The sequence below is a fragment of the Halalkalibacter alkaliphilus genome (assembly GCF_023555415.1).
Taxonomy (GTDB): domain Bacteria; phylum Bacillota; class Bacilli; order Bacillales; family Bacillaceae_D; genus Halalkalibacter; species Halalkalibacter alkaliphilus.
The window spans coordinates 12,146-24,905 of the sequence record NZ_JAKRYL010000024.1 but is presented as its reverse complement, the minus strand read 5'-3'; the positions used below and the strand labels follow the sequence as shown (position 1 = coordinate 24,905).

At 37.2% G+C, this 12,760-nt stretch carries 14 protein-coding genes; 7 read left to right on the top strand and 7 right to left on the bottom strand.

Annotated elements, in window-relative coordinates:
• The first annotated feature begins 150 nt into the window (after positions 1 to 150).
• The 3 genes from cls (at position 151) to pepF (ending at position 4,885) form a co-directional block, all read left to right on the top strand.
• Complete coding sequence (cls, locus tag MF646_RS18660) at positions 151 to 1,662, top strand: cardiolipin synthase (protein WP_275980373.1); 1,512 nt, start codon at positions 151 to 153, stop codon at positions 1,660 to 1,662.
• A gap of 149 nt (positions 1,663 to 1,811) precedes the next feature.
• The gene (locus MF646_RS18655; protein ID WP_250098011.1) at positions 1,812 to 3,053 is read left to right on the top strand and encodes a competence protein CoiA; all 1,242 of its coding nucleotides are present in this window, start codon (positions 1,812 to 1,814) and stop codon (positions 3,051 to 3,053) included.
• A gap of 29 nt (positions 3,054 to 3,082) precedes the next feature.
• The gene (gene pepF, locus MF646_RS18650; RefSeq protein WP_250098010.1) at positions 3,083 to 4,885 is read left to right on the top strand and encodes an oligoendopeptidase F; all 1,803 of its coding nucleotides are present in this window, start codon (positions 3,083 to 3,085) and stop codon (positions 4,883 to 4,885) included.
• A gap of 40 nt (positions 4,886 to 4,925) precedes the next feature.
• Here the strand turns inward: pepF and MF646_RS18645 are convergent, their stop codons facing one another.
• The 5 genes from MF646_RS18645 to MF646_RS18625 form a co-directional block, all read right to left on the bottom strand.
• A complete protein-coding gene (locus MF646_RS18645) occupies positions 4,926 to 5,105 on the bottom strand; it encodes a hypothetical protein (protein WP_250098009.1) in 180 nt (59 codons plus the stop codon).
• Positions 5,106 to 5,260: 155 nt separating this feature from the next.
• Positions 5,261 to 6,181 (bottom strand): ClpXP adapter SpxH family protein, encoded by a 921-nt coding sequence (locus MF646_RS18640; RefSeq protein WP_275980372.1) that lies wholly within the window; start codon positions 6,179 to 6,181, stop codon positions 5,261 to 5,263.
• Positions 6,182 to 6,196: 15 nt separating this feature from the next.
• Entirely contained in the window at positions 6,197 to 6,580 is a 384-nt protein-coding gene (locus MF646_RS18635; protein WP_250098008.1) for a globin domain-containing protein, read from the bottom strand.
• A 242-nt stretch (positions 6,581 to 6,822) separates the two neighbouring features.
• On the bottom strand, positions 6,823 to 7,458 hold the full coding sequence (locus MF646_RS18630) for a lytic transglycosylase domain-containing protein (RefSeq protein ID WP_250098007.1): 636 nt from the start codon (positions 7,456 to 7,458) through the stop codon (positions 6,823 to 6,825).
• A gap of 108 nt (positions 7,459 to 7,566) precedes the next feature.
• Complete coding sequence (locus MF646_RS18625; protein ID WP_250098006.1) at positions 7,567 to 8,154, bottom strand: CYTH domain-containing protein; 588 nt, start codon at positions 8,152 to 8,154, stop codon at positions 7,567 to 7,569.
• A gap of 250 nt (positions 8,155 to 8,404) precedes the next feature.
• Here MF646_RS18625 and MF646_RS18620 point away from each other — a divergent pair, with 250 nt between their 5' ends.
• The 4 genes from MF646_RS18620 to MF646_RS18605 are packed head-to-tail and all read left to right on the top strand — an operon-like array spanning position 8,405 to position 11,163.
• Positions 8,405 to 8,782, top strand: coding sequence for a UPF0738 family protein (locus tag MF646_RS18620; RefSeq protein ID WP_250098005.1), 378 nt, complete (start codon positions 8,405 to 8,407; stop codon positions 8,780 to 8,782).
• A gap of 45 nt (positions 8,783 to 8,827) precedes the next feature.
• Positions 8,828 to 9,460 carry a GTP diphosphokinase gene (yjbM, locus tag MF646_RS18615; RefSeq protein WP_250098004.1) on the top strand — a complete coding sequence of 211 codons (633 nt, stop codon included), beginning with the start codon at positions 8,828 to 8,830 and terminating at the stop codon, positions 9,458 to 9,460.
• A 19-nt stretch (positions 9,461 to 9,479) separates the two neighbouring features.
• Positions 9,480 to 10,274, top strand: coding sequence for an NAD kinase (locus MF646_RS18610; RefSeq protein WP_250098003.1), 795 nt, complete (start codon positions 9,480 to 9,482; stop codon positions 10,272 to 10,274).
• Positions 10,267 to 11,163 carry an RluA family pseudouridine synthase gene (locus MF646_RS18605; protein ID WP_250098002.1) on the top strand — a complete coding sequence of 299 codons (897 nt, stop codon included), beginning with the start codon at positions 10,267 to 10,269 and terminating at the stop codon, positions 11,161 to 11,163. Before MF646_RS18610 ends, MF646_RS18605 begins: the two co-directional genes overlap by 8 nt.
• Before the next feature lie 176 nt (positions 11,164 to 11,339).
• Here the strand turns inward: MF646_RS18605 and MF646_RS18600 are convergent, their stop codons facing one another.
• Together MF646_RS18600 and prpE are read right to left on the bottom strand one after the other, a co-directional pair.
• Entirely contained in the window at positions 11,340 to 11,771 is a 432-nt protein-coding gene (locus MF646_RS18600; RefSeq protein ID WP_250098001.1) for a putative periplasmic lipoprotein, read from the bottom strand.
• A gap of 23 nt (positions 11,772 to 11,794) precedes the next feature.
• Positions 11,795 to 12,535, bottom strand: a complete 741-nt coding sequence (gene prpE, locus MF646_RS18595) for a bis(5'-nucleosyl)-tetraphosphatase PrpE (RefSeq protein WP_250098000.1) — start codon at positions 12,533 to 12,535, stop codon at positions 11,795 to 11,797.
• Positions 12,536 to 12,760 lie beyond the last annotated feature (225 nt).

Sequence of the window (12,760 nt, the reverse complement as noted above, 5' to 3'; positions counted from 1 at the left end):
AGCAATGCAGTTATTTGAGTAGATAAACCTGTACAAAACCTGTATTTGCTATAAGAAAGGCAAGTATTTTCTTAGATATTTGCAGAAATAAGGGGGATCCTGAGGGTCCTCCTATTTTAGTTGAATGCAACTATTTTTTTGGAGTGTCAAATGAGAAATCAATTTAATATATTCATTTTCTTAACCTCGTTATTAGCTGTTCTTTATATGACAAGGATGTATTGGCAAGGTTGGGTAGTTGGAGCATTAAGCGTTGCCTTTTCATTATCTGTCGTCTTTATAGCTGTTGTTATTTTTTTTGAGAATCGACACCCAACAAAAACATTAACTTGGCTATTAGTACTAGCAGCATTTCCGTTAGTTGGTTTCTTTTTTTATCTGTTGTTTGGACAAAATCAGCGAAAGAGTCGATCTTTTTCTATAAAAGCCCTTCAAGATGAACAAGCTTTTGAGAAAATTGAGGGTCATAGACAATTGAATGAGGATCAAATTCAAAAAATGGGTGGACACCAACAACTGCTCTTTAGGTTGGCTCATCGTCTTGGAAAAAATCCTGTTTCGTTTTCTAGTGAAACGAAGGTTTTGACAGATGGGAAAGAGACGTTTGCTCATATTTTACAAGCGCTGAAATTAGCAGAGCATCACATTCACCTTGAATATTATATCGTCCGCAGCGATGAACTTGGGCAAGAGATTAAAGATATCTTAATTAATAAAGCTAAAGCAGGTGTAGAAGTTCGATTTCTTTATGATGCTGTAGGCAGCTGGCGGCTTTCCAAAAGGTATATTCGTGATTTAAAAGAGGCTGGTGTTGAAATAGTTGCATTTTCACCAGTGAAACTTCCATTTTTAAATCACAAAATTAATTACAGAAATCACCGAAAGATCATTGTTATTGATGGCATCGTAGGTTTTGTTGGTGGTTTAAATATTGGGGATGAATATTTAGGGAAACATTCATACTTTGGAAAGTGGAGAGACACACATTTATTTGTTAGAGGCGAAGCGGTCAGAACGTTGCAGCTAATTTTTTTACAAGATTGGCATTATCAGACAGGGGAAACAATCTTGAACCCAACATATTTATCACCTGCTTTGACGTCAGTTCATGCTGATGGAGGCGTCCAAATGATTGCAAGTGGACCAGACCAGCGTTGGGAAGTGAATAAAAAGCTATTTTTCTCCATGATAACGTCTGCTAAAAAGTCAATATGGATTGCTAGTCCTTATTTTATTCCTGATGATGACATCTTAAGTGCGCTTAAGATCGCTGCGTTAAGTGGGATTGATGTGAGATTGCTCGTGCCTAGTCGTCCTGATAAACGAATTGTATTTCATGCTTCACGTTCTTATTTTCCAGAGCTGTTAGAGGCGGGAGTGAAGATCTATGAATACAACCGTGGATTTATGCATAGTAAATTAATTATTGTTGACCATGAGATGGCTTCAATTGGTACATCAAATATGGATATGCGCAGTTTTCATTTGAATTTTGAAGTGAATGCTTATTTATATCAAACGAAGAGTGTGACGACCCTTGTCAGTGATTTTGTTTATGATTTAGAGCATTCAAATCAATTAAGCTATCAATTATTTAGAAATCGTTCTATTTTATATCGAATTATTGAATCTACTTCTAGATTATTATCACCTTTATTGTAAAGGGTGTCTCAAAAGGTTTTTGCCCTCTTGAAACACCCCCTTTTAAAAAAACTATAAAAAGAACCTTTTTTATAATAATTATTTACTTTAAGCAGGATTTATAAAAATAAAGGACGAATTGATTTAGGTATATAGATGGAGGTGGATTAATGTTTAACGCTAAGTTAGCAGATGGAACGATTATATCGATGGCAGACCAATGGCACATTGACGAGTTAAAGGAGTTGCGCAAAAAACGAGACTTTTTCTGTCAGGCTTGTGAGTCTCAAGTGCAGTTGAAACTAGGTTCTTCAAAGCTCTGGCATTTTGCTCATAGAGCAAATAGTATATGTCTATATTCATTAGAAAGAGAAACGATGTATCATCTTAAAGGCAAAAGAAAGTTATATGATTGGTTAAAAAATCAACAACTGAAAGTCGCAATGGAAGTATACTTGCCACTTATAAAACAAAGGCCTGATATTTTATTTCGCCAACAAAACACCCTTTATGCACTGGAATTTCAGTGTTCCCCCATTGAATCAACACTTCTAAAAAGTCGCTCTGAAGGTTATCAACAACTTGGAATCATTCCGATCTGGATTCTAGGTGGAAATCGTTTAAAGAGACACGGACCTCATACGTTTTCAATGAAATCATTTGAATGGCATTCAACTCGTTTCTTAGCAGACCAGCAACGTTTTCTTACTTATTTCTGTCCTGAACAATCTAGTTTTGTTTTCTTACAGCAATTAACCCCGTACAGTGCGACTCGTCTATTAGCTTCATATCAAGAAGTATCCACTACAGCCTCTTCTCTTGAAACAATCCTTAATCCCAGGAAAAACAACACAAATATTTTAGATCATTGGCTTACTGTTAAGAAGCATTGGCGTTATCATCAACCTAACCCATACCCAAATAAAGCTGAAAAATTACTGCAAAGTCTCCTGTATCGACGCCGCATAGCCCCTAGTCTCTTTCCAATTGAAGCAGGTTGGCCAACAAATCATTATGAACTTATTTCATCCACCCCTTGTTATTGGCAAACCTACCTCTTATTAGAGTGTCTTGAGCACCAGCCTCTAAATCAACCATTTTCCATTCACCTCGCCATTCATTGTATCCAACCTTACTTAAACAAAAATTTATTTATGTTACGTTCTATGAATGATGATAGGCATTGGTCTCTAGCGATTATTGGCTATTTTCAATTTCTCGTTGAAATTGGATATTTAGAGCAAACGCCAAAACGCTATTTTAAAAGAATGAAAGATATCGTACATCCTAAAACGGTAGAGGAAGCAATTACGTATGATCAAACATTATATTGCGATACTTTAATCGCTCTCATGAGGAAGGGAAATGAAGGGAAGAATAAAGGAATAAGTGACCTAAAGTCGAATATATAATATGGAAAGAAAGTGGAGGTGCTAATCAATTGTCAAAAAAATTGCAAAAGCGAGATGAAGTTCCTGTAGAGAAAACATGGGACCTAGAAGCTATTTTCAAAACCGATGAAGAATGGGAAAAAGAATTTAAAGAGATTCAAATTATGCTTCCGTATCTTGAGGCTTGTAAAGGAACACTAGCCGATTCGGCAGTGACGTTATTCGTAGCACTTGAAAAGCAAAATGAGATTTCAGAAAAGCTTGGGCGTTTATATGCGTATGCACATATGCGCAATGATCAAGATACGTCGAATTCTTATTATCAAGGATTAAATGATCGTGCATCAAGTCTTGCTGCACAGGTTGGTCAAGCTGCCTCATTTATTGTTCCGGAACTTCTTTCAATTGAAGAATCAAAAATTGAAAAGTTTATGAGCGACCATGACGGGCTAAAGCTTTATAAACAAATGTTTTCCGAATTAAACCAGCAACGAGCTCACGTGTTATCTGAAGCGGAGGAAGCGATTTTAGCTCAAGCAGCAGAAGTGACGAATAGCCCTAGTAATACATTTGGGATGCTTAATAATGCTGACCTTAAATTTCCAACTATTAAAGACGAAAATGGAGAGGAAGTAGAAATAACACATGGACGCTATATTCGTTTCTTAGAAAGCAGCGACCGTCGTGTACGAGAAGATGCATTCAAAGCTGTATATAACACTTATGATAAATACAAAAATACATTTGCTTCTACGCTTAGTGGACAAGTGAAAAGGGATTTATTTTATGCAAAAGTAAGAAAGTACAATTCAGCACGAGAAGCTGCTTTAAGTGCAAATCATATACCTGAAGTAGTTTATGATCAACTCATAGAAACAGTAAATAATCGGCTAGACCTGCTTCATCGCTATGTTCGATTAAGGAAAAAAGTACTAGGTGTCGATGACTTGCATATGTATGATCTGTATACTCCACTTGTAAAAGATGTGAAGATGGAAATTCCTTATGAAAAAGCTAAAGAGCTTGTAATTAAAGGGGTATCACCATTAGGAGAAGAGTATGTCTCAACATTAAAAGAAGGGTTTACGAAGCGTTGGGTTGATGTGGAGGAGAATGTTGGTAAACGTAGTGGTGCATATTCTTCTGGTGCATATGGAACAATGCCATATATTTTAATGAACTGGCAAGATAACGTCAACAATCTTTTTACACTGGCTCATGAATTCGGGCATAGCCTACACAGTTATTATACTCGTCGGAATCAACCTTTCGTATATGGTGATTATACAATATTTGTAGCAGAAGTCGCTTCTACGTTGAATGAAGCTTTACTTAATGACTATATGGTAAAGAATACGGATGACCCTAAGGAAAAGTTATATTTGTTAAATCATTTCTTAGAAGGATTCAGAGGCACGGTATTCCGCCAAACGATGTTCGCTGAATTTGAGCAACTTATCCATGAAAAGGCGGCAAATGGCGAAGCATTAACACCTGAATTATTAACAAAGACCTATTATGATCTGAATGTAAAATACTTTGGAGAAGACCTTGTTATTGATGAAGAGATTGGACTAGAATGGGCCCGTATTCCACATTTTTATTACAATTTCTATGTTTACCAGTATGCAACCGGATATAGCGCGGCAGCAGCCCTATCAAAACAAATTCTTGAAGAAGGGGAAGCAGCAGTATCTCGCTATTTAGACTTCTTAAAAGCCGGTAGTTCAGATTATCCGATTGAAGTATTAAAACATGCTGGAGTCGACATGACGTCTTCAGAGCCAATTGAGCAGGCTCTTGCCGTCTTTGAAAAGACATTAACAGAAATGGAAGAATTACTTAATCAATAAAAAAGGGCTATCTCAAGGGGGACTTACCTTTGAGATAGCCCTATTTGTGGAATCCTTTAAAGCGTTTTTGAGTGGCTAGAGGAGAGAGTGTAAACACAAGCCCCACAAATAACGCCGGCGCTGCAATCCAAAGCGGGAAAACTCTCATTAATGATAAAAGGAAAAAGAAATAGCTAATGATGATAATAATAATTCCAACAACGATTCTTACCTGATTCAACACAAGCCCTCCTATCAACAGGTCCTAACATAGTTTATGACCTGTTGTTCAAGCTTAGAAGGTATGTTTTTCCTAAATCAAATATTAACAAAATAGTAAAAACTAATTATATTTTCCTGCAAAATCCCTGAAACTTAGGTCTTTAATCTAAACCTCTATCCTAAGTACCGCCAAAACATGCCATATTTAACAGGGACCGCTTCAACTCTTTGTTGAAGTACGAGTGCTTTTAATTGCTTTTCAGCTTCTTCCACAGTGAGGCTGAAAACGACGGAAACCTCAATCGTAGCTACAAACTCATAGCGTTTTAAGAAACCTTCCAATGTTACAGCTACAGCTGGTTCAGGTTTGAATCCGAGCATTTCTTCTAAGATTTGTACGTAGACTTTATATGGATAATTTCCCGTCACTTTAATGCCATCATCCTCAACATTGGCATTAAAGAAGACAAAGGTTGGGACAATGTCAACGCCCATTTCATTCGTTGTTTTTATATCATGTTGAAGTGCTTTTGTAGCCGTTTTGGATGATAGGTCATTTTTAAATTCGTCTAAGTCTAAAGAAGCCTTTTTTGCGCAGTCAATCAGTACTTGCTCTTTCGTTATATTTTGTTTATTCAAAAAGAGAGCTTCTCTCATTTTACGCAAAAAACGTATACCTGCTTTTGGTCCTTGTAATTCGGCTGCCTTTATTGCTAACGAAGCAAGATACGGGGAGTGCCACTCATTTTCTAACCAAACATCTCCATCGCAGGACATTCCTGTTTTTGATGCGATATCTTCCCAAATCGTTGCAATTTCTCTCTTTTTAGAGACGAGTCCTTTTGTTGTATTTTTACACGCATTCCATGCTTGAAGCCTTCCCGCTACAAGAGTTCTAATCCGAAAATAGTTTCCATATTCGACTTGAAGCCTTTTTAACATAGGTTCAAAAGCCCAACAGTCAGCACATAGGGGATCAATAAATGTATACAATTCAATCGGTTTAGGGCGTTTCTCAGATAACGATTGTTCAGGATCTAGACCACAAACGCCAAGTTGATTATCGCAAGTTGAATGAGTATCTTTTTGGTTCAATGGTCATTCTCCTTTCTACAATGGTTGATTCACCATATGATGAGCGGTCATTGTTAAACGTTCTAGCATATATTCACGAATGACTCCTTCTATTCCAACATCATCCATTGCACTTTCCATACAGGTCAGCCATGCTTCGGCCTGAACCGGTGTTATAACAAAAGGCATATGGCGAGCCCGCAACATTGGATGACCGTGCTCTTCTGTATAAAGAGTGGGTCCTCCAAGAAACTGTGTTAGGAATTGTTTTTGCTTACGGGCTGTTTCCGTTAGGTCTTCAGGAAAAAGGGAGGCTATGTCAGGATGCTTTGCCACTTTACTGTAAAAGGTATCAACTAATTGTGATAAAACTTTCTCCCCACCTAAAACATCAAAAGGGGTTTGACTTGAATTGGTCATATTTATAACTCCTCTGTTGTATAGCAGTAACAAACATATTGTTCTCTATCTCATATTGTAGCAATATGAGATTAGTACGGCAAATTTGATGAATTACGATTATTACATATTGATTAAGGTATAGTATGAAGTGGTCTGTAGCTAGAAAAAGAAAAAAACTGATCTTGAGAAATTGAGCTAACTCAGTTTCACAAATCAGTTTAGTGTATGTGAGTATTTGGTGAAAAATCAAAGGTGTTAATTTAAGCATTTAAATACGTATTGAAAACACGTGGCACATAAGCTTGTGTCTCTTTGAATGGAGGAATTCCTCCATATCGATCAACATTCCCTGGACCGGCATTATATGCAGCCAACGCAAGCCTCGTATCTCCATTGTATCGGTCTAACATCTGACGTAAATACTTCGCCCCACCATTGATGTTCTGTTCGGGATCAAAACTGTTTTCAACTTGAAGCATACGAGCAGTTGCAGGCATTAGTTGCATTAAACCTCTAGCACCTGCATGACTAATTGCATGAGGGTTAAAATTAGATTCATGTTTAATCACAGAATGAATTAATTTAGGGTCTAAGTTGTATTTTTTGGCAGCAGATTCGATAAGTGGCTGAAATTTCAATTCCTTATTGGAAAGAGATTTTGTCCAATCTTGATCCACTACAGCGGTCACTTCACTTGCTATTGGTTCTACACTAGTTAGTGGATGAAGAAACAGGTCTCTTTGACTAGTTTGAGGAGAAGAGATTTGCAGCTTATTCAGTTGTTCATCTAAGAAATGCGAGAACACAGATTGCATAGAAGATTGTTGATAACTTGTTTTTTTTATTTTTTGCAAAGCTTGAAGCTGATTCACATGTTGAAGGAAGGACAGGTCCATTGTTACACCTCATTCTTTTATGGCACTAGGATAAAATATAAATTAATCGGATTAGAACAATATTATGATAGCAAATAAGCAGGGTAACAACAATTGGTTGTTTCTGGACTATCTTTTGTCTAATTCTAACTTGCGAGTGAAAAATCGACGTACTTTGTTTTCAGTCACTGCATATTGAATGTTATAGTCGTCTAAAACCTTCATAAGGGTAGTGGTAGCATGTTCTTCAGAGATTCCTTCAAACTCTATTTCAAAATCTGTATTACCTAGATAACTACTCTTATCCAAACACAAATTGCCCTCTTTATATGATATTTCAATTCTACTCGTAGTAAGTGTCCCTACATAGGTGAGTTTCTCAATCGGAATATTTAGTGAATTAAGCTGGTCTTTGACCTTGCCATCAGGTAAAGTCCCTTGCTCTTTTGCTGTAATCCACTCATTTCTTCCTAACGTTTGATGAGTCTCGAGCTTTCCAACTGTATGGGGTTGCTTCAAGGTTAATGTGAATGTATTATTTTTTTCACGAATTCGAAGACCAGCATGAGCAGCTTTTAAAGAAAAGTCAGGTGTTTCAAAGTAATGATTGTGCTGGGTGACCGCTTCTGATTCATCTAATTCCAATCCTTTAACTAACGTACAATACGCTTCTTTCGTAAGCATTGATTTTACTTCAATTTCTATTTCTTGTGACACACGAATCCATCCTTTATTAGTAAAAATTCTTATTTTTTATTTCTTTTACATGTATGTTTTTTTATTATAACAGGTAATTTTCTCAAGTGGTATGTGACCGTTTTTCTATTACTAATTCTATCTGTAGAAGTCAAGTTATTCATACCGTTTTAGTCGCAACTTATAATGGGCATTGGTACGTATTAACATAAGAACTATGTTAGAATAAGTGGTGTATCTGTAAGATCTGTTGAATAGTTGGAGGGACATGATGAAAAAACTAGAAGTAAGTAAAATAGTAGTTGAAAAAGACCAATATACTGCAATCATGCAGGGAGAAATAGATGTTGAGCTTGCTGAAACATTACAAGCAGGTGGACGTATGCTTGTTGATTCAGATGGGTTAGCATTTATATACATATTAGAAGATGAATCTGCTTTTTATTATGTGAATTTTTCACAGGAGACTTGGCCACAATTACGTGAGGTATTATCCCAGTCAGCTACTCTTGCTTTACGTTTAAACAAGGAGATAGAGATTGAGCTTTCTTCTATTGTTGAAGAGCTTTCTTTCCTAACTGATAATATTGAAGGTAATAGTAATTATGGTGAAGAGATGGAAAAGGCAGTACAGGAGATATTCAATTAATTATTCATTTGAAAATTTTCTGTGCATGGGACGGACGGTGATTTAATGAGCGATTGGAAGATTTTTCTAACTCCATATAAACAAGCAGTTGATGAGTTGAAGATTAAGCTAAAAGGAATACGGGAACAGTATCAACAGTCATCCAAGCACACTCCGATTGAATTTGTTACGGGAAGGGTGAAGCCTGTTACGAGTATCTTAGATAAAGCAAAACGAAAAAACGTTCCTCTTGATCAGCTAGAGGAAGGGATGCAAGACCTTGCAGGCGTTCGAATTGTAACTCAGTTTGTAGAAGATATCGAAACGGTTGTTGAATTAATTAGAACGAGAAAAGATTTTGAAATTGTCGAGGAACGCGATTATATTTTTGAGAAAAAGCCAAGTGGATATCGGTCTTATCATTTGGTTCTACGCTATCCTGTACAGACCATTGAAGGAGAGAAGAAAATCTTAGTTGAACTACAGGTTCGTACATTAGCGATGAACTTTTGGGCGACGATTGAGCATTCTTTAAACTATAAATATAGTGGTGAAATTCCACAGGACATAAAGATGCGATTGCAACGAGCTGCCGAAGCCGCATTTAAATTAGATGAAGAAATGTCGATTATTCGTGATGAAGTAAGAGACGCACAAGAAATTATCTCAACCAAGCAAGAGCAAGGAAGAAAGCTGTAGAGATTAAGGAGGAAGTTTGATGAAGTTTATGGTCACATCGCGCGGGGATGACGTGTCTAATACTTTGCAGCAAAGAATAAAACGATATTTGCTTGATTTTGGTTTGTTATATGACGAACATGAACCGGAAATGGTTATCACTGTAGGTGGAGATGGAACCTTGCTACAAGCGTTTCATGATTATTCCGAACGTCTTGAAGATACGGCTTTTGTCGGAATACATACTGGTCATCTAGGCTTTTACGCAGATTGGGTACCTGATGAAGTAGAGAAGTTAGTGATACATATTGCCAAAACCCCTTACCAAATTGTTGAATACCCACTACTCGAAGTGGTGATTCGGCAGGAAGGTACTTCCAATTCAGAACGTCATCTTGCATTAAACGAATGTACGATCAAAAGCATAGGGGGTTCTCTTGTTAGTACGATTGATATAAAAGGAGAGCCATTTGAAGTATTCCGAGGCGATGGTTTATGTGTCTCCACTCCCTCAGGTAGTACGGCTTATAATAAAGCATTAGGTGGAGCGATCTTACACCCTTCTTTAGCTTCTATTCAGATTGCAGAAATGGCGTCTATTAATAATCGAGTGTACCGTACAGTTGGATCTCCTCTTGTTTTACCACAACATCATACTTGTTTGTTGAAACCGTTAAATGATGTTGATATTCAAGTGACCGTTGATCACTATTCTCTTGAGCATCGTCGAATTAAATCATTACAATGTCGTGTTGCTGAAGAGAAAATCCGATTTGCGAGATTTCGACCGTTTCCATTTTGGAAGAGAGTAAGGGAGTCATTCATTCGTGAATAGATACGCCGCAACTCTCTCGTGGAGAGTAGATGATAAGTGGGACCAAGAGCTTTTACGGGTATTTCTACGTGAGCATTGTCATATCTCAAAGCGGGGGCTTGCAGACATTAAATTTAACGGTGGGGCAATTGCTTTAAATGGGGAAGAAGTAACAGTCCGTAAACTAATAAAAACAGGTGATGAGGTGACTGTTTGTCTCCCGACTGAGGAAGTGAGTTCTTCCTTATTGGCTGAAGATAAAGAGCTCAACATTGTATTTGAAGATGACCATTTATTACTAATCAATAAAGAGGCAGGTATGTCAACAATCCCATCAAGAGAACATCCAGTCCATTCGTTAGCTAATTTCGTCTTAGGGTATTATCGCAAAAAAGGAATACAAACTACGTTTCATGCAGTTAATCGTTTAGATAGGGACACATCAGGTTTATTGATCATTGCAAAACATCGTCTTGCTCATGACCGGCTTTCTAAATTGCAGCAGGAAGGGCGTGTCAATCGTTATTACAAGGCGTTAATTACAGGTAAGCCATTACAGGAAAAAGGGACGATCGATGCCCCGATTGATCGAGATCCAACTAGCATTATTTCTCGCCAAGTTAGAGAAAATGGCAAAAGAGCAGTTACCCATTTTTCTATAATAAAAGTGACAAATCAAGGAAGTTTGGTTGATATTAAATTAGAAACCGGCAGAACACACCAAATTCGAGTTCATTTTTCTTACATAGGGCACCCTTTATTAGGAGATGATCTATATGGTGGAAGGCGTGATGTGATCGACCGTCATGCACTTCATTGTTATAAGGTGAAATTTCAACACCCATTCACGAACGAATGGATACGAATTACAACGGACTTGCCTATGGATATGAGTAGTCTAATAGACTAATAGAGAGGCTTTTTTACTAATAAAGAACGCAACTAAAAAAAGCTGGTAACAGAGATGGGCTACTCGTAATAAAAAGAGAAATTTACTCTTCTCAAAGCTTTAAAAAAGTAGCGACAGCCACATTTCTTCGGGTTTCCCCAAAAAGGTCAAAAACAAACCTATTTGGGGAAACCCTCTTATTCTTGTGTCACACGTTCAATGGTATGCTCAGCTAGTAGTTCTCCCTGTGCATTATAAATTTCTACTATGACCCCTTCTCGTAAATCTTCATTTGTAACATCAGTCTCAAGGGAAAATACCTCGGCAAAAAAGAAGCTTGAACCGCCACTTAAGTGAAACTGCTCTGGATTCCCATCGGAATCTGAAAACACAATTTCCTCTTGGCCGCTTAAAGCCGCTTGTACGTTTGAGTCGACAATGAGAAAGCGTGCAGATAAATCATTTGCAGGTAATTGTCCTTTATTTTCTATCCTAACATAAATAGATGCCATCTCAATTTCATTATCGTGTATGATTCGAGTTTGGTCTTGATCGATCTCAAGAGTAACCTCTGGGCCACAGGCGGTTGCAACAAATAATAGGAAAAATAAGATTATGTATTTCTTCATAAAACTCCTCCATAACTAAATACTTAATTATCAAATGCTCTAAATTTTTCTTCGACTAGAAGTTGTTTGGACGGAACTTGGACGATTTGCATCTCAGGATATTGTAAAGCAGTTAAAGCCCCTCCAAATACACAGCCAGTATCAATATTTACCGTCCGATGAATAAACCTAGGATTCCTTACAGGAGTATGGCCGTAAACAATCCATTCTTCACCTTGGTGTTTCTGGGCCCAGTCACGTCGTACGGGTGTTCCATCTTTGTTCGTTTCACCAGTAATATCTCCATAAAGGACAAATGTTTTGACACGCTTACTTGTCTGGCCAATTAAATCGCTGCGAATTCCTGCATGTGCAATCACAAGCTTTTTGTTATCGAGAACTTGGTATAGGGGGGACTCTTCAACTAAGGACATAAATTGATGTCTGACTTTTTGAAACTCCTTTTTAGACAAATTGTTTAATTCTTCTACTGTTGTTTCAAGTCCATGAGTAATTTGCACGTTTCTACCTAGAAAATAACGATAAAGCTTATCACAATGGTTACCGGGACAATAATAAGCTTGTTTATTTTTTACAAGTTCTGCGACTTCTTTTATTACAGCAATAGAGTCAGGCCCGCGATCTGTTAAATCCCCAACAAACGCTAATCTTCTCCCTTTAGGATGAACGTATGAAGTATCTTGCTTTTCATAACCTAATTTAGTAATAAGCAAGATGAGTTCCTCATAACATCCATGTATATCCCCGATGATATCAATTTCCATTTTATAACCTCCTGTATCCTTTTCCGAACAAAAAGACTCGTTCAAATAATAGCTTATCCAGTAAAGAGAAAGCAATGAACAGGTTAAAAAATACACACTACTATCAAAATTTATTGAATTTTGTTTGGAAGGGGTTACATAAGTATTTAACATTGACATCTTGACTATCTGTTCTTTAATATTGATAGGACTTATTAGTACAGAAGTTTTAGGTAAGGGAGTGAA